Raw genomic sequence first — 18,982 nt, forward strand, 5'->3', positions numbered from 1 at the left:
AAGCTTCAATTTTACAGAGGCTCAAAATAACCTATTTATTTAAGGATGATTTTTTTACAATAGTCATCGAGTATCAAGTTAATCTCGTTTGCAGGCATAGGTTTTGAAAATAGAAAACCTTGCAAGTAGTCTATGTTTAGTTTTTTACATAGCTGATGTTGGGCTTTCGTTTCGATTCCTTCAGCTACCACAGAAAAATCTAATTTTTTTAGCATTAAAGATAAACTCTCGATTATTTTTAATCGCTTATTATTTTCTCCATCCAACGACTGCATGCTTTTGTCTAATTTTACTATATCAATAGGGTAAGATATTAGATGAGATATGGATGAGTACCCCATACCAAAATCGTCCAAAGCAATTCTAAATCCCTTGTTAGACAAAGAAGTTAATATCTCAATCACTTCTTTACTATTTTCCATAAAAGCTGTTTCTGTTATTTCAAGAATAATACTGCTGGTTTTTAAGTTGTATGTTTTGATTGTCTCTAATAAATAGGTCTCTAAAATCTTTTTTTGTAGCTGAATAGGTGAAATATTAATAGATAGTGTTAACGGCGTTTCATAGCTTTGCTGCCATAAAGATAACTGCTCTAAAGCGCTCGCAATTATCCATTTTCCAAGTGGATCAATTAAACGACACTCTTCAGCAATAGGAATAAACTCATCAGGGGTATAATGAATGGTTGTATTTGGCCAACGGACCAGTGCTTCAACACCTGTCATCATTTGTGTTTTAGAACAGTAAACAGGTTGATAAAATAATCTAAAGCTTTTTTCCTCTATGTGCTCTTTTATACTATTTTGAATATCTACCCGGCGACTAAATTCATATTGATATTGCTCTTTGTAAAAGCTAATTCTACTTTTACCACTTTGCTTTGAGCGATACATTGCAATGTCAGCACATTTTAGCAGTTCATGCGATTCAGTCGCATCGTTTGGGTATAAAGCACTTCCTATACTAACACTGCAATTTAAAGTTCTACCTTCATGCAAAAAGGGTTTAGACACTTCAGCTAGTATTCTATTTGCTATCATACCTATTTGATTAATATTGCAAATTCCACCTATTATAACTGCAAATTCATCGCCTCCTAAGCGTGCAAATCCTTCATTTTGTCTCAGGCAACTATGAATTCTTTCTACTGTTTGTATTAAAATTTCGTCGCCGACACTATGGCCAAGCGTATCATTAATATTTTTAAAGTTATCTAAATCTAAAGCAAGTAACGCTACGCAGTTTTTTGCACGTTTATTGTTAGCTATCATTACTTTTAGTATTTCTTCAAAATGATATCGGTTAGACAAACCAGTAAGCTGATCCCGTTCTGCCATATGCTTTACAGCAAGATAACTATTGTGCATACGTTGTTCTGCTTCGAAGCGTTTTTTGGCATATATAAGCGCTTTATTTAAACTATCCCTCGTTATATCACCTTTTGGTAAAAAGTCTTGAGCGCCGGCTTCTATACACTCAATAGCTAAAGCTGAATTCTCTGAGGAACTAATCATGATAATTGCGGTGTTACCGAGTTTAGGCTTTGCACGCATTTCAATTAGCATTTCAATGCCATCTTCTTTCGGCATATTATAATCGAGTAGTATTATATCAAAGTGCTTGTTTTCAATGGCTTTCAAGCCCTCGGATACGCACGTTACTTCGGTTATATCATGATGGTGAGAGCCATCAGAAATAAGCATCTTTTTAATTAATTTGCGATCAACTAAGTCATCATCAACAATTAATATATTCATACGTTCCTTCTAAGAGCAGCTAAATTATACTCGTTTATAATTGATAATTTCATAGTTAAACTTTGGGCCAAAAAATAGTAAATGTACTGCCAAGCTTTCCATCGGAGGCTACTTCAATTTTGCCCCCATAATTGATAATGAGCTTATTGGCAATACAGAGTCCGATGCCGCTCCCTTCAACATCATCTCGAGATTGCAATGTCTGAAATAACTTAAATATGAGTGAAAAATACTTAGGGTCAATTCCTGGACCATTATCTTTTATTTCAATAATGTAATATTGATTAGAGGGGATAAGTGAAATATCGATAACCGAGTGCTCTTTATTGTTATGTTTTATTGCATTACTAATAAGATTTTGAAAAACAGTTTTAAAAGGGAACAGTGGTATATCGAGTACTTCGTTATTGGCGTGTATATCTACAGTGACAGTTTGAGGAACTTCTAAAATTTGTTCTATATCTTGGTAAAGACTTTCTAAAGATATGTTTGCACGAGTTGAATCACAGCTATTTATTCTCGAGTAGCTTAGTAAATCTTCTAGCAGTACTTGCATTCTATTAGCTCGGCTGAGCACAAGCTGAAAATTTTCTAGGTGCTCTTGAGGGAGTAAATCTTTGCAATCATCATAAACCCATTCTAATAAACGTTTTATAGCATTTAATGGTGACTTGAGATCGTGTGAAGCAATACTGGTAAATTCATCAAGTTCATCGCTCATTTTTTGTAATTTTTTAATTAAGCGATCTTTTTCAGTTTCGTCTTCTTTGTTTTGCTCGCAAATTGTTGAGTTAAACTTAGCACTGTTTATTTTATCTAATAAGTTTTTACGTTGGACCAACTGATGTACAAAGTTTTTTTGTAAACTATTTAAAATTGATTTTTCTTTTTCTGTAAGTTGTGAATCACTTGCTCGCTCGAATATCAACCATCCAAACTTAAGACCTGAGGGAAAAATAATAGGCGATATAACTCTAAATATTTTAAGGTCATGCTCAATAATCGATTCATTAAAAATATCATCAGATAGTTGCTCTTTAGCTACTGCTATTTCTGAACCTGATTTATATAGCTCAACGACACCTGCAGGCAGATTAGCAACAATAGAAAATGAGCTCGCATCAAAAATGTTTAAAATTAGCTCAGCAATGTTTTCTATGTTTGTTTGAATGTCATTATCAAGAGAAGTTGTTAACTGCTGCTCATCTATTAATAATACACCTTCTATATAACTCTCTACATTGGGCATTCAAACTCCTACAACAGTATTAAATATGCCTCATTAAAATGAGATGCAACAAATGATTAACTTATTGTAGTTGATTATTTTGAATACGTTGAATAATTTGCATTATAAATAGACGTCAAATTAGAGTTTTACCTTATTGTAGTCAGCAGGTTATGAATCAATTTTAAAATAAGGCAAAACTCAATCTGGGTGTGAAATTTGTAACTTAATAAATAACTATTATTTAGGGTAGTGTTCTTACTAAAGAGCAACATGCCCAAGTAAAAACAGCATATTTAATCGCTCAGTTGTACAATTTTTTGCGCTACGCTAAATAAGGTTTTATGCGTATCCATTGCTTGTTTTTGTAGCTGTTTATGGGCTTGCTCTTCGGTGAGCTTTAACTGCTCAATAAGTATGTACTTGGCTTGGTGAATAACCTTTTGCTCACTAATAACTTTTTTAGCGTCAAGTAACGCTTGGTTTATTTGTTTAATATGCTGGCTTTGCTCGATAATTAAATCGTACATACTTTTATTACTATTGAGCTTATCGGCCGCTATATTTTGGCTTACTTCTGGCTCTGGTTGCTTAATGGCTAATTGCCCAAAAGTCGGGGCTATGTGCTGCTCTGCCATATTGTTAAGTACTTGCTTATTTGTATTTAAACTACGTTGAGCACAGGCTATTTGCATTGCTGCGGTATCAATTAATTGATCTGCTATGTTTTGTTCAATTTTGTGCATTATATCTATGCGCGTAGTGGTTACTTCATACCATACTTCGCTTAGTTGCGAGAGCGGTTGAGCATTCTCGTCATCGAGTTTTTGCAGCAAACTTCTAAGTTGCTCTACCTGATTATTAACCTGATGTGTTGTTAACGAGGCGAAGCATTTTAAAAGGTGCGCATCGGCGTACTCATTAAAAAAGTCAAAACTGTGGTTTTGCTCTTGTACAAAATGCGCGAGTTGTTGTTTTTGCTCAGTGGTAAATTTACTCGCGGCAAATGCTTGTGCACCACAGGCACGCTCTTGTCCTGCATACTCTTTACCTTGCATAAAGTTAAAAAATGCAACTAATAAACGCGTTATTTTAGGATCGCTTGCGCCATCTGCTGCCTCTAAAATAATATTGAGTAAACTAGCAATTAACTGAGTGAACGACTGCGTAGCATGCACTGCACTAATGTTTTGTTGTGCTATTTGATTGCGTAATTCGGGCAATGCGTCAAGTGTTTGCAGGCTATAGGTAATTAAATTAAATAACCGAGTATGACCAGTATCGGCGTTGTCGTTTATAAATGTTTGTTTAAGAGAATCATAAAATGCAGTTTGTGCGCTGCTGCTTAAAGGGATTTGTTCTTGTAATTGGGTTTTAAATCGCTCGCGATTTGAGGCCAAAAATATATTACTCATTGCACGTTCTTTTTGTAACTGATGTACAAAATCGCCTAATTTAGTAAGCGAGGCACAACTGTTTTGTAATTGCTTTAGCGCGTGTATTTCTTGATACTTAGCCGCTAATAAAAACTGTTTTGTGAGAGGATTGCTTGTCGCCATTGGTATTATTCCACACTTTTTTGTTTTTAAAGTGCAACCACTGTTCCAATCATTAATAAATTTCATCATTGAATTTAAAATCAAGCTAATACAATTGCTTAAAGTGTTATTTTTGTTTTTCACTTTGTTTCTATAATTTAACTTACCATTACTTTTAACTTATTTGGTGCATTTAAGTATGTTATTGCACACAACTTGAACCCAAATTAAAAACAAAAAAAGCGCCTACTCCTGGGGAGGTAGTAAGCGCGAAAAGTGCATTATTCATTTTACGTCATGCGTTAACATTTATACTGTTTAGTAACTCAGGACTAACAGCCATTTTATGATTTATTACTTGGCCAATCATAATTAGGGTAGGGCCTTGAAGGTTGTGTTTAGCATGCTCATTTACTATTAGTTCAAGCGTACTGGTAATTACCTTTTGCTTAGTGGTAGTGGCATTCTCTATTAGTGCGATGGGTGTATTACTTGGCCAACCCACTGATTGCAAACCGTTGCTTAGTGTTTGTAAGCGCGAAAGTCCCATATAAACCACTAAAGTGGGGTTGTTGTTTGCAGGCATAAACGCGTAATTTTGCCAATGAGGTTGCTTGTTAGGATCGGCAAACTGCGCCGTTAAAAATGTAACACTACGGGCTACATCGCGTGCAGTGAGCGGAATACCCGTATAAGCAGAAGTAGCACAAGCCGTTGTGACACCCGGCACAATAGCAAAATTAATATTATGCTTGGTAAGTGCATCGGCTTCTTCGTTAATACGTGCAAATATACTCGGATCGCCGCCTTTTAAACGCACTACGTTTAAGCCTTGTTGCGCGTATTTAACCAGTAGTTCGCTAATGTTAGCTTGGGTCATCGAATGCTTACCAGCACGTTTACCTACAAATACTCGCTGTGCTTTTTTAGGAAGCGTTTTTAATAAATCATCGCTTACTAACCAATCGTATAAAACAACATCGGCTGTTTGTATTAATCGCTGCGCTTTTACTGTAATTAGCTCAGCGTCTCCTGGGCCCGCACCAATTATATAAACGTTGCCGCTTTTGAGGCTGCGACTATTTGAGCTTGTTAGCTTAGTAACAAGCTTATTTAGCCACACGTTTTCAATACCCGAAAAATAAGACAGTACACTCATAACATTCCCCTAAGCCACAGCTGTTGTAACTTTTGGTTCAGAGCTTATAAATACACTGCCGTCTTCAATTTTTGCATTAAAAATCGGTAAGTGTATTGCTTCTGCTTCTAAACATTCGCCTGTTTCTAGGCAAAAGTGTTGCTTATATAAAGGCGATGCAACAACTAATTTATTGTCGATTGAGCCAATAATGCCACGCGATAATACATTGGCTTTGCCAATCGGGTCGTAGTTGCTAATGGCAAACACAGCCGTTGGATTTTGTGGAATGTAATAAATAGCCACTTGCTGATTATTAACTAATGCGCATACGCCGCTATTAGCCACTAGGTTGTCGATTGTTCCAATATTATGCCAAGACATCAGCTTGCTCCTCTTCAACTTCCATTACTGGAATACGGTTTTGTGTATTACGTTGCTCACGTTTTTCGGCTTCTGTAGCTGGGCGAATTTGGTTACGTTCTTGCACAAATAAAATGTTGTCATCGGTTTCGGGGCTGTTAACAAACTGGCGGAATCGTTTGGCTGCATCTGGGCTTTCAATCGCTTTTTTCCACTCACACGCATAGGTTTGCGTAATTAATTCCATTTGCGCTTCTAGTTCGTCGCAAATGCCTAAGCTGTCGTCAATGACTACGCTTTTAAGGTAGTCTAAACCGCCTTCAAGGTTTTCCATCCATACCGACGTACGCTGTAATTTGTCAGCTGTTTTAATGTAAAACATAATCACGCGGTCAATGTATTTAATCAGTGTTGGCGTGTCTAAATCGGTCGCAAATAAATCAGCATGGCGAGGGCGCATACCGCCATTACCACACACGTATAAGTTCCAGCCGTTTTCGGTAGCTATAATGCCAATATCTTTACTTTGTGCTTCGGCGCATTCGCGGGTACAACCCGATACCGCCATTTTAAATTTATGCGGTGCACGTAACCCTTTGTAGCGGTTTTCTATTTCTATTGCGTGTCCAACGCTGTCTTGCACACCATAACGACACCACGTACTACCCACGCATGATTTAACGGTTCTAAGAGACTTACCATAAGCATGACCGGTCTCAAATCCAGCTTCTATAAGTCGCTCCCAAATAACAGGAAGCTCTTCTAAGCGCGCACCAAATAAATCAATACGTTGACCACCAGTGACTTTACAGTATAGGTTAAAGTCTTTTGCTACTTGTCCAATTACAATGAGTTTGTCGGGGGTTATTTCGCCACCAGCAATACGCGGTACTACAGAGTACGAACCATCTTTTTGCATATTTGCTAGGTACGTATCGTTAGTGTCTTGTAAGCCAACATGGGCAGGCTCTAAAATAAAGTCGTTCCATGTTGAGGCTAAAATAGAGCCAATGGCAGGTTTACATATTTCACAGCCATGACCGCTGCCATGTTTAGTTAGTAAGTCATCAAAGCTTTTAATGCTTTCTACTTTTACCATGTGCAGTAGTTCTTGGCGTGAATACGCAAAGTGCTCACATACATGGTTGTTTACTTCAACACCACGGCTTGCTAATTCGTTATCAACAACAGATTTTAATAATGCCGCACAACCACCACAGCCGCTTGCTGCTTTAGTGCATGATTTTACCGAGTCTAAATCGCATGAGCCGCCATCAATTGCACCTACAATGTCGCCTTTACTCACATTGTGACACGAACAAATAGTGGCGGTGTCGGGTAGGGCACTGCCCGATAACGACGGCGCGCCGCCGCTGTCTGGTAAAATTAAACACTCAGGGTTTTCTGGTAAGTCCATGTCGTTAAGCATGTACTGTAATAAAGTATCGTAATCTCTGGTATCGCCAACTAGTACAGCGCCCAGTAATTTATCGCCTTTCTCACTTAGTATGATTTTTTTATAACAGCCGCGAATAGCATCTTGATATATAAGTTCTTTACAGTCTGGCGTTTTTGCATGAGCGTCGCCAATTGAGCCTACTTCTACACCTAATAACTTAAGTTTTGTGCTCATGTCGGCACCTAAAAACTCAAGCTCGCCACCACTTAATTGGCTCGCTGCAACGCGCGCCATGTTGTAACCCGGTGCAACTAAGCCAAATAGTTTTTTGTCCCACAGGGCACATTCACCAATGGCTAAAATATCAGGATCTGACGTTTGGCATTGATTATTAATGATAATACCGCCGCGTTCACCGAGTTCTAAATCAGCAATTTTACCTAGCTGATCATACGGGCGAATACCGGCAGAGAACAAAATTAGGTCTGTTTCTAAAAATGACTCATCCGAAAAATTTAATCTAAAGCGACTGGTTTCGCCTTTTACTATTTCGCTGGTTGCTTTTGATGTGTGTACCGTTACGCCAAGTTTTTCTATTTTATTTTTTAGTAGCGTACCGCCTTGTCCATCAAGTTGAACAGCCATAAGTTGTGGCGCAAATTCAACTACGTGGGTATCAAGCCCTAGTTGCTTAATGGCGTTTGCGGCTTCAAGCCCCAACAAACCACCACCAATAACAACACCGCTTTTACTTACAGCGGCACTGGCTTTTATTTGTTCTAAATCTTCTAATGTGCGATACACCAAACAATGGGGTTGGTCGTTACCTTTTATAGGCGGCACAAACGGAAATGAACCTGTTGCAAGTATAAGTTTGTCGTACGGGTATTGCTCACCTGTTAATGTGGTCACTATTTTTGCTGTTCTATCAATGCCTTCAACCCACTGGCTGGTATGCACATTAATATTAAGCTGTTTGTAGTTGTCGTGAGTGGTAAGTGCTAAATCGGCGGCGGTTTTGCCATCAAATACACTTGATAAGTACACGCGATCGTATGCAAGATTTGCTTCTCCGCAAAGTACAGTAATGTCTGCGTTGGCATCGCTTTGGCGCATTTGCTCAACAAAGTGGTGTCCGACCATACCATTACCAATAATGAGTATTTTTTGCGAGGTTTGCATAGGGCATTCCTTAAAGTGACGGTTTAAATACAAATAACAAAAAAGCCCGCCACAAATACGCAATATGCATAACTGTGTGCGGGCTTCTTTGCCGATGGTTGCTAATAGCTATTGTGCTCACAACCTAAATTTTTGCCGTAAGTAAAACGGGCTTGTTAATAGAGTGTTTGCAAAAATACAGCCAGTTTTTTAAGTTATTGTTTAAATAGTATTTAATGTGTTTTTAGAGTGAGGATAAAACCTATTTTGTTATATGTTGGTGCGCGCCTGGCACTAAGAGGGTGCAAGTATTGTCATTGTTTTGTGCATTATCAGTCAATAAAACACCCATTATCATTCATTGTGTATTGGGTTAAATTTATCCCATGAAATACGCACACGAATTACGAGCAAAATGATAAATACAAACTCAATAGATGCTTCACCTTTTCACGAAGGCGAGCTGGCAATACAAGACAAACTCGGTAAACGAGAAATAATGGAAACATTTGGCAAACGTGCCGTGCGCTCATTTATGCCAGAGCAGCATAGAAAGTTTGTGGCTCAAAAGGTTACGTCGTTTATTCAGTTTTTATTTGAAAAGCTTGAAGCTAGGCCAAAAACAAAAACCTAAAATCAGTTAAGTGATTTTAGGTTTTTGAGACTGGTTTAAACTTATTTAAAATAGCTACTTATTTTAAAATAACCACAGGCACATCGCTGTATTCGAGCATTTTAATGGTGTTACTGCCCACAAAAAACTGCCTTAATTTAGAGTGCCCAAACGCACCCATTACAATTAGCTCTACATTATTTTGCTCTTTATATTGCATTAACGAGTCAAAAATATTGCCCTCTAAAAAGCTTGCCGACACTTCAAAGTCCATACTGATAAGCTTGTGCTGTGCGTTAACAAATTTTTCTTCAAGGTCTTTTTCGTTATTTTTAATACTCACTAAATGACAATGCAAACCATGTAATAAGCCGCCATCAATCACTTGTTGTAGCGCTTTGTCGGCTGTTTCGCGGCCGTCATACGCAATCATAAATGATTTAGGTTGTTTAAATGTTTTTGGAATAAGCAAAATAGGTTGTGTTGCATTACGCACTAAGGTTTCTATATGAGAGCCCAGCACCGCAAAGCTATTACTATGTCCAGCACCATTTTGGCCAATAACAATAAGACGTGTGTCGTCTTTTAAGTCTATAACGGTATCGAGCAAATCACCGTGGCGCTTAATTAGTTCAAAATTAGTAACACCTGCCGATTTAGCATGCTCACTTACTGAATTTAATAATTCGTCAGCCATTTTTAAACTTACTTTGCAGCGTTGTTCGTCAAGCTTAGTCATTTCATCAAGTAATGTTGACTGTGCACCAAGCCCAATGCTACCAGAGTAGTCACCAACATTTGTTCGCTGCGTTTTTTCAATTGTATGCACAAAGCTAATTGGTTTATTTAGCTTTTTTGAAGCCCAAATAGCAGCGTCGGTTACATTTTTAGTAATGGCTGAGCCATCTACATAGGTAATTATTTTAGTCATTGCATTCTCCTTAATGTCCGCCAAGTAGTTTTTCGACTTCTTCAGGGTTGTTATGCACACCAAATTTATCAATTACAGTTTCGGTTGCGCTATTCATACCAATAATATTAACCGTTGCGCCTTCACGCCTAAATTTAATAACCACCTTGTCGAGTGACGATACACCAGTTATATCCCAAAAATGTGCATGGGTTAAATCAATGACCACGTTAGAAACCGCATTTTTAAAATCGAACGATGCAATAAATTGCTCAGCTGAGGCAAAAAACACTTGGCCAACGACTTCATAGGTTATTTTATCGTTGCTTTCATCATGCTTGGTTTTAACCACCATAAAGCGACCAATTTTATTGGCAAAAAACAACGTAGCTAACAACACACCAACTAAAACGCCAATGGCTAGGTTATGCGTGGCAACAACCACAATAACGGTGGAAATCATCACTACGTTTGATGAAAGCGGGTTCTTTTTTAAATCCTTAACAGATGTCCACGAAAACGTACCAATCGATACCATAATCATTACCGCGACTAGGGCTGCCATAGGAATTAACTGCAGCCACTCATCTAAAAACACCACCATAATGATTAAAAATGAGCCTGCAATAAAGGTAGAAAGCCTGCCGCGACCACCCGATTTAACATTGATGATTGACTGTCCAATCATAGCGCAACCCGCCATACCACCAAATAAACCTGCGCCAATATTAGCAATACCTTGGCCTTTACATTCTTTATTACGATCGCTTGTTGTATCGGTTAAGTCATCAACAATAGTGGCGGTCATCATTGATTCAAGTAAGCCCACAACAGCAAGACCAATTGAATACGGTAAAACAATTTGCAGTGTTTCGAGTGTTAGCGGTACATCGGGCCATAAGAATATAGGTAGAGTGTCTGGCAGTTCGCCCATGTCGCCAACGGTTCTTATATCAAGACCCAAAAATATTGAAACCAGTGTAATAACAACAATACACACTAAAGGAGAGGGAAGTATTTTGCCAATAGTTGGAATATATGGGAATAAGTAAATAATACCTAAGCCCGCTGCGGTCATCGCATAAACATGCCAAGTAACATTAGTCAGCTCAGGTAACTGCGCCATAAATATTAAAATCGCCAGCGCGTTTACAAACCCTGTTACAACAGAGCGCGATACAAAGCGCATTAATTCACCGAGCTTTAAAAAGCCTGCAAATATTTGTAGTACACCGGTAAGTAAGGTAGCAACCAGTAAGTATTCCAAACCATGGTCTTTAACTAGCGTCACCATTAACAGTGCCATTGCACCGGTGGCCGCCGATATCATGCCAGGACGTCCGCCTACAAAGGCAATAATAACCGCAATACAAAATGAGGCGTATAAACCTACTTTTGGATCAACACCGGCAATAATAGAAAAGGCAATCGCTTCAGGTATTAGGGCAAGCGCCACAACAATACCAGCAAGCACATCGCCACGAACATTAGAGAGCCAATCTCTTTTTACGTGATCAAACATGTAATAAACCTAATTAGTTAGTTTCCCAAAGTATAGGGGAGTATTTTATTTAAATAACAGTGATTCTCGCGCAGGCGGCGATTAAGGTTGCACGTAACGTGCTGATGAAAAAGGGGAGTGGTTGCCTAGGGCGGCGTAAGTTTCAAGAAAAAAGCTCCTTTTGATTAGTTTATATTAATAATGCGGACAAATTATAAGCATCACATATATATTAGCAATATGTTATTTGGCCTTAAAGACCAAACATTAATTTAATTATGCATTTGCTTATTAAAACTCAAATGTAAAACCAAACTCTCTTAATTTTTCGTATACGTTTATATCAAAACGGTACAAAGTAGCGGCTCTGTGAGCTACATTTGTTTGCTTTTCTTTGCAGTTTATTAGTAAGTTCATTTTTTGGAACTTACGTCTAAAGTTAGGTTTATCGAGTGATTTATTTAAAATCGACTCGTAAATTCCTTGTAGCTCAAGTAGGGTAAACTTTTCAGGGAGCAGGCTAAAACCAATCGGCTCGTGCCTTACTTTATAGCGTAAGTAATCTAAGCCACTTTTTAAAATGTCGGCGTGGTCAAACATTAAAGGGGGGACGTTATTTACATCAAACCATTCACATTCTAAAGCATTGTCGCCGCTCACAAGATTGGTTTCTTCAAAGCGTACGAGCGAATAGTAAACAATGGTTATAATACGTCTAGCAGGGTAGCGGTCAACGTTACCAAACGCACCTAACTGATCTAAATAAAGGTTTTCAACACCGGTCGTACTTTTAACAACACGTAAAGCTGCAAGGTCTAAGTTTTCATCTTTACGAACCCAGTGACCAATTAAACCCCACTGGCTTGTTGCAAGGCCTCGATTATATTTAACTAGCAACACCTTTAACTTACCTTCATGAATAGCAAATACAATATTATCTACGGTTAGATTGCTGATACAGTCATCAGGAATTGATTCTTCGTCAATATTGTTAGAAATGTTTGATGTTTTATAGTGCATAAATTACTCAGCCAAAGCTATACGTAGATATTGTTATAAAGACTATTAAGAGTATATAAAAGGGGCTTAAAGCGCAAATAAAAAGCGTTTATAAATCCTATCTAAAACAACCACATCTATGTAATTAACGGCTCTTTGAGCTGTACCCAATTAAATTAATTTACAAACTTAGTGTTCTTTAGCTAAGTAGTGGTTCTTTATTGAGCGAGTAATACCTTTGTATGTTAGTAGCTTTGATGGTTAATTAGTGTGATGTATAAATTAAATTACCAGTAAATTAAAAATGTAACATAAATGTTTACATGCGCTAAAAATGCATATAGTATTTTTGACTATATCGATTTGCATTGAAAATTGAGCACACATGAACAACACAAAACACACACTCACAATTAAAGAAAAAATAGGGTACGGCCTTGGTGATACAGCCAGTAATATTGTATTTCAAATGGTCGCTAACTTTATGTTGATATTTTATACCGATGTTTACGGTTTATCTGCAGCCGCTGCGGGTACCTTATTATTAGCGGTTCGTTTATTTGATGGTATTACCGACCCTATAATGGGCAGCATTGCCGATAGAACGCGCAGCCGTTGGGGCTCTTACCGCCCATATATATTATTTTTAGCCGTGCCTTACGGTGTGTTTGCTTGCTTAGCATTCATAACTCCAGATTTTGATTCTACGGGCAAGCTTATATATGCCTACTTTACTTACGGGCTATTAATGACGTGTTATACCGCCATTAATATACCGTACGGCGCACTTGGCGCAGTAATGACAAACGACCCTAAAGAGCGAGCATCGCTTCAGTCATACCGATTTGCAATGGCAATGGCTGCACTGCTTGTAATTGTATGGGCACTGCCTAAGCTAGTTGCTTTTTTTGGCGACGGCGACGATGTAGTAGGCTACCCGCTAGCCATGGTGTTTTTAGGCGGACTTGCAGCGGCTTGTTTTTTACTGTGTTTTAAAATGACCAAAGAAACCAAACAAGTTAAACCCGCGCAAAGTAAAAAGAATGCCTTTCTTGAGTTTTTAAGCTTATTTAAAAACGATCAATGGGTTGTAATAGCCGTTATAAGTCTAGCAACTTTAATATTAATTGGCGTTAGAGCCTCAGTAGCACCGCATTATATTAAGTACTACGTAGGAGAAGCCTCACTTACTTCTAACTTTTTAACACTCTCAGCAATTGGCTCAGTACTAGGCGCTGTGTCTACCAACTTTTTAACCAAATTTATTGAAAAGAAAACACTATTTATAGTCGCTTTAGTGGTCGTAATTATTTCTCACAGCATGTTTTACGTACTTGAGCGCGACGCCATAGTCACCATTTTTATCGTCTACTTTATTGCTAACTTTGCCCACATGATAATTACCCCAATTATGTTTTCGATGGTGGCAGATACGGTTGACTACGGCGCATTAAAAATTGGTCGCCGATTAACCGCTGTTACGTTTTCGGGCCATTTATTAGCAATAAAATTAGGCTTTGCAATTGGCGGTGCTATTGCAGGGTGGATATTATCTGGCTATGCATACGTGCCTAATCAAGAGCAGTCAGAACACACGTTATCAGGCATTTTACTCGCCTTTGCTGGCATTCCAGTAATTTGTACCGTGGCATGTTTAATTTTTATAACACGTTACAAACTTACCGAGCCTGAGGTAAAGCGCATTCAAACGCAGCTGGCTGATAACAAAACCATAAACTAATTTAGCAGCCCATTTTACACCTTTTTAAAGTGCAAGGTGGGCAGGCAATACTAGGAGTAAAAATGCAAAATACAGCACAAGCAGCACCGCCATCTAATGGATTAAGTGACGCTGAACTTAAACAGTTAAAAGACTTACAACGAGCCAACTCGTTAATACAAAATCATAATGTATTAGTTGATCACATGTATACCGCCGATCCGTCTGCGCATGTGTTTAACGGCAAAGTGTATATTTATCCATCGCACGACATTGAATCAAAAAATGAAATTAATGATAACGGCGACCACTTTGCAATGCGCGACTACCATGTGTTTTCGCTTGACGAAAGCTCAGGCAAAGCCATAGACCATGGCGTAGCACTTTGTGTAGACGACGTAAAATGGGCAAGCAAGCAAATGTGGGCACCCGATGCTGCGCATAAACTTGGTCAGTATTACCTTTATTTTCCGGCGCGCGATCAGCAAGGTATTTTTAGAATTGGCGTTGCAAAAAGTGACAGTCCAACAGGTCCATTTAAAGCCGAAGATGATTACATTCAAGGGACGTTTAGTATTGACCCTGCTGTATTTGAAGATGACGACTCAAGCCATTATTTATATTTTGGTGGCTTGTGGGGCGGCCAATTACAAAATTGGCAAACCAGCGAATTTAATGAACAAAGCACGTATCCAAAAAATGGTGAACCTGCAATTCCTGCGCGCGTTGCAAAATTATCGGAAGATATGATCAGCCTAAGCGAAGACGTAAAAGAGGTTGTTGTACTAGATGAAAGCGGCTCGCCAATTACAGTATGCGATAACAACCGCCGCTTTTTTGAAGGCCCTTGGGTACACAAACACAACGGTGTTTATTACTTTTCGTACTCAACGGGCGATACACACAAAATTGTATACGCAACGGGCGATAATCCATACGGACCATTTACCTATCAGGGCGTTATTTTAAACCCAGTACTTGGTTGGACCACGCATCACTCAATTGTTAAGCACAATGATGGTTGGTTTTTATTTTATCACGACAGTACGTTGTCGGGCGGGCAAACCCATTTACGCAGTATGAAAATGGCTAAGCTCGAACACGACTCAAACGGAAAAATTCAAACAATAAGCCCATATGAACACGCTTAACAAAAATAGTTATAAACAATGCAAATTATCTGCGTAAGCACCGCTTAAGCTTTTATTTGCACAAAAAAGATATAGTCAATATGACCATTAATTTATTTTGTTAATGGTCTAAATAAGAGGAAGCTGAGGACATATGACAAAATGAAAATATTTTAAAGCAAAAAATTAGCACAAAGAATTAGCATAAACATGCTGTTACTTAATGGTTTCTAGTTGAGTAGCACATGTTTAAAACTGGTTGTGGTCTTTGTAAAACGTTTAAAACATACACACACAATAATTATTTATTGACCGTAAAATGAAACAAATAGTTTACAATTATGTTTCGAGTAATTCTTAAAGTCTTGCAGTACGTCAATAATAATTAAATAAGAAAAAGGCATCATGATGTTTAAGAAAAAGATAATTTCAACAGCCATACTCGCTGCAATGGGTACCGTTACGCTTCCTCACCAAAGCTACGCTGCAGAAACCATTGTTGACGAAGATGTAGAAATAATACAAGTAACAGGCATTAGAGGTTCATTGCAGCGCTCTATGGATGTTAAACGCGATTCTTCTGGTATTGTCGATGCTATTTCGGCTGAGGATATGGGGAAATTTCCTGATACCAATCTTGCTGAATCGCTACAACGTATTACCGGCGTATCAATAGATAGAGCGGGCGGTGAAGGTAGCCGCGTAACAGTACGTGGATTTGGACCTGCTAATAACTTAATTACTATTAATGGCCGCCAACTTCCAAATACAACAGGTGACCGTACATTTGATTTTGCAAATGTTGCATCTGAAAGCGTATCGGGCGTGCAAGTTTATAAAACATCAGACGCAAGTGTTACCTCAGGTGGCATTGGTGCAACTATAAACTTAACAACAAACAGACCTTTAAATAGCCCAGGTATAAAAGCATCGTTTGGCGTAAAAGCTGTAGACGATCAATCAACCGACGAGGGCAGCATTACACCAGAGGTAAGCGGTTTATATTCGCAAACATTTGGGGATGACAAGTTTGGTATTTCGATTTCAGGTAGCTACCAAGACCGTGAAAGCGGTATGCAGCAGTTTATTCAAGATCAAGGCTACAGAGCATCTGATTACACAAATACAGGATGGGGCGGTGTACCTGCAGGCGCAGAAGGCGGAGCAAACAGACCTACATCAGGCATTTACTCAAACCCGCAACAACCACGTTATGTGTTTGAAGAGCGTCAACGTGAACGTGTAAATGGTCAGTTGGTATTTCAATATCAACCTGTTGAAAATATTACAGCAACCCTTGATTACACGGGCTTTAAAACAACCGTTGAAGAGCAGCACACTGATGCTTCAGTATGGTTTAACTACGCTGGCGACAGAAGTGAATCTGTTTGGGCGGGCGAGCCTAACGCGTACCCACTCATTTACTCAGAAATTTATGACATTCAAAGTGATGCCGATTACCGCGATACGTCGCTTACGGTCGGTTCTTGGGGTCGCGAAGAAAAAACAGATTCACTAGGCTTTAATCTAGAATGGGCAGTGTCTGATCAGCTTAACCTAGAGTTTGATCACCACAGTTCAAAAGCATCAATGAAAGCAACTGATCCACGCCACGGTACACGTAATAATATTCAGTTACCGTCGTACACACGTTCGCGCTCAGGGCTTGATTTAACAGGCGACTTACCAGGTATTGCAATTGGTAATATTGAAAACTTTAACCCGAGCACCATGCGTTTATCGGGTAGTTGGTTTGCAAACGATAAATACGATTCAGAAATCGATCAAACGCAAATTTCGGGCGACTACTACATTGACGATAACCTAAGTATTGATTTTGGTATTGCGGTTAATAAAGTAAATAACCATTACCGTCATACGCAAGTACAGCGCCCAGATTGGGGTGGAGTTGGTGTTGAAGGTGACTTTGCTGATATTGATTGGCGCCAAGATACTATTTTAGATAAGTTTCAAGCTAAAGCGGGCAACTTTGAAGGCACTGCAACACAAGGCGAATATGATTTATTTAATACAATCTTTTTTGCCGACTTTGATGCGATTGTAAATGCAGCAGAGTATGCAGATCCTGTTGCTAACGTAGATAACCTTTACGGTGATTGTAAAGCAGCCGACGGCGCAGCGGCAGGACCAAACGGCGAAGGACAATTTTGTGCCTCAACCGACTGGGATGCAGCAACAAACCGCTTTACTGAAGAAAAAACGCAGTCTGCTTTTGCACAAGTAAATTATAAAGGCGAATTGAGTGGCATGTTCTTCGACCTGCAAATTGGCTTACGCTACGAAAAAACAGACGTATTTTCTAAAGCAACCGCACCCGGTTACAGCCGTGTAGAGTGGAACGAAGATACAGCTACATCAGTAACCGGTGTTACCGGTATTGAAACGCTAAGCCAATCTGCAGATTACAGCCAGTTCCTGCCAAATATTAACTTTAATATTGAAGTTGTTGAAGATGTAATGATTCGCGCAGCAGCGAGCAAAACTATTTCAAGAGCGGGTTATGGCCAACTACAAGGCGGTACAACGATTAATACCGGTGGTAGCTTAAGTGGTTATTCGGGTGGCTCTGGTAACCCAGGACTTAAACCGCTTGAATCAATTAACTACGACTTATCTAGTGAATGGTATTACGGCGAAGGTAGCTATATTTCGTTTGGTTACTTTAAAAAAGACGTAACAAATTGGATCACTACAGGTACTATCGACTCAAATATATTTAACTTAGCTGATCCATTAAATGGTGAAAAATTTAGGGCTGCTACAGCGGCACTTGGCGCTAATGCATCTAACGAAGATATCAGAACCTATATATTTGAAAACTTTGCTGATGATCCAAATGTACAACCTAAATTTGATGACGATGGCGAGTTAGACGGCGGCACAATTGTTGGTGACCCAGACTCAGATGATCCAATTAACTTTAGAATAAACGTGCCTGTAAATGGCGACCAAGAATACACCATTGATGGTTTTGAATTTAATATTCAGCACTTATTTGGTGAGTCAGGCTTTGGCGGTATTTTTAACTACACCATGGTTGACTCGGGTCTTGAATACGACAACGACTCATTAGAGGATACAGAAGCACTTGTAGGGTTAAGTGATACTGCAAACGTAGTGTTCTTTTACGATAAAGAAGGCTTACAAGCACGTATTGCGTATAACTGGCGCGACTCCTTTTTAAATGAGCGTCGTGTAAACGGCGATTTAACCGCACCAATTTACACTGATGAGTATTACCAAATAGACTTTAACGTAAGTTACGAAGTACCCGCAGTAGAGGGACTTACCGTATTTATTGAAGGTATAAACATTACTGACGAGTACGTAACATCGTACGGGCGTAAGCAAGAGCTGATTTATAACATCACTCAAACAGGCTCTCGTTACGGTTTAGGTGTTCGTTATAATTTTTAATAAATTACTCTTGTAGCAACCTTATAAAAGCCGCATTTTGCGGCTTTTTTATTTGCCTAAATTAACCTAGTAATAATAATATCCAGC

General features: G+C 38.8%; 13 protein-coding genes. 4 read left to right on the forward strand and 9 right to left on the reverse strand.

The genetic code is table 11. From position 1 onward, the window contains the following. Nucleotides 1-35 precede the first annotated feature (35 nt). The 6 genes from QMA08_RS00190 to nirB form a co-directional block, all read right to left on the reverse strand. Nucleotides 36-1,757: a GGDEF domain-containing response regulator gene (locus QMA08_RS00190; RefSeq protein ID WP_039489492.1), complete on the reverse strand. Its 1,722-nt coding sequence runs from the start codon at nucleotides 1,755-1,757 to the stop codon at nucleotides 36-38. A 55-nt stretch (nucleotides 1,758-1,812) separates the two neighbouring features. Next, the gene (locus tag QMA08_RS00195) at nucleotides 1,813-3,006 is read right to left on the reverse strand and encodes a HAMP domain-containing sensor histidine kinase (protein ID WP_290173296.1); all 1,194 of its coding nucleotides are present in this window, start codon (nucleotides 3,004-3,006) and stop codon (nucleotides 1,813-1,815) included. Nucleotides 3,007-3,281: 275 nt separating this feature from the next. Next, complete coding sequence (locus tag QMA08_RS00200; RefSeq protein WP_182737628.1) at nucleotides 3,282-4,544, reverse strand: nitrate- and nitrite sensing domain-containing protein; 1,263 nt, start codon at nucleotides 4,542-4,544, stop codon at nucleotides 3,282-3,284. Nucleotides 4,545-4,818: 274 nt separating this feature from the next. Next, complete coding sequence (gene cobA, locus QMA08_RS00205) at nucleotides 4,819-5,682, reverse strand: uroporphyrinogen-III C-methyltransferase (RefSeq protein ID WP_290173297.1); 864 nt, start codon at nucleotides 5,680-5,682, stop codon at nucleotides 4,819-4,821. A 9-nt stretch (nucleotides 5,683-5,691) separates the two neighbouring features. After that, nucleotides 5,692-6,045 carry a nitrite reductase small subunit NirD gene (nirD, locus tag QMA08_RS00210; protein ID WP_290173298.1) on the reverse strand — a complete coding sequence of 118 codons (354 nt, stop codon included), beginning with the start codon at nucleotides 6,043-6,045 and terminating at the stop codon, nucleotides 5,692-5,694. Next, a complete protein-coding gene (gene nirB / locus QMA08_RS00215; protein WP_290173299.1) occupies nucleotides 6,032-8,605 on the reverse strand; it encodes a nitrite reductase large subunit NirB in 2,574 nt (857 codons plus the stop codon). Before nirB ends, nirD begins: the two co-directional genes overlap by 14 nt. A 394-nt stretch (nucleotides 8,606-8,999) precedes the next feature. Between nirB and QMA08_RS00220 the strand changes: the two genes are divergently transcribed. Continuing rightward, the gene (locus tag QMA08_RS00220; RefSeq protein ID WP_290173300.1) at nucleotides 9,000-9,218 is read left to right on the forward strand and encodes a hypothetical protein; all 219 of its coding nucleotides are present in this window, start codon (nucleotides 9,000-9,002) and stop codon (nucleotides 9,216-9,218) included. Nucleotides 9,219-9,276: 58 nt separating this feature from the next. Here QMA08_RS00220 and QMA08_RS00225 read toward each other — a convergent pair whose 3' ends face one another. From QMA08_RS00225 to QMA08_RS00235, 3 genes are all read right to left on the reverse strand, one after another. After that, nucleotides 9,277-10,128: a universal stress protein gene (locus QMA08_RS00225; protein WP_290173301.1), complete on the reverse strand. Its 852-nt coding sequence runs from the start codon at nucleotides 10,126-10,128 to the stop codon at nucleotides 9,277-9,279. Between the two features lie 10 nt (nucleotides 10,129-10,138). Continuing rightward, nucleotides 10,139-11,629 (reverse strand): SulP family inorganic anion transporter, encoded by a 1,491-nt coding sequence (locus QMA08_RS00230; protein ID WP_138489202.1) that lies wholly within the window; start codon nucleotides 11,627-11,629, stop codon nucleotides 10,139-10,141. A gap of 270 nt (nucleotides 11,630-11,899) precedes the next feature. Continuing rightward, the gene (locus tag QMA08_RS00235; RefSeq protein ID WP_101162754.1) at nucleotides 11,900-12,628 is read right to left on the reverse strand and encodes an NUDIX domain-containing protein; all 729 of its coding nucleotides are present in this window, start codon (nucleotides 12,626-12,628) and stop codon (nucleotides 11,900-11,902) included. A 364-nt stretch (nucleotides 12,629-12,992) separates the two neighbouring features. On the opposite strand from QMA08_RS00235, the gene QMA08_RS00240 reads away from it, so the two are divergent. The 3 genes from QMA08_RS00240 (at nucleotide 12,993) to QMA08_RS00250 (ending at nucleotide 18,895) form a co-directional block, all read left to right on the forward strand. Further along, entirely contained in the window at nucleotides 12,993-14,348 is a 1,356-nt protein-coding gene (locus QMA08_RS00240) for an MFS transporter (protein WP_165721810.1), read from the forward strand. A gap of 62 nt (nucleotides 14,349-14,410) precedes the next feature. After that, a complete protein-coding gene (locus QMA08_RS00245) occupies nucleotides 14,411-15,478 on the forward strand; it encodes a glycoside hydrolase family 43 protein (protein WP_007585184.1) in 1,068 nt (355 codons plus the stop codon). A gap of 387 nt (nucleotides 15,479-15,865) precedes the next feature. Continuing rightward, nucleotides 15,866-18,895 carry a TonB-dependent receptor gene (locus QMA08_RS00250; protein ID WP_290173302.1) on the forward strand — a complete coding sequence of 1,010 codons (3,030 nt, stop codon included), beginning with the start codon at nucleotides 15,866-15,868 and terminating at the stop codon, nucleotides 18,893-18,895. The last annotated feature ends 87 nt before the right edge of the window (nucleotides 18,896-18,982 follow it).

Origin of the sequence: Pseudoalteromonas sp. APC 3355 (genome assembly GCF_030407615.1) — a bacterium.
GTDB classification, from domain to species: domain Bacteria; phylum Pseudomonadota; class Gammaproteobacteria; order Enterobacterales; family Alteromonadaceae; genus Pseudoalteromonas; species Pseudoalteromonas distincta.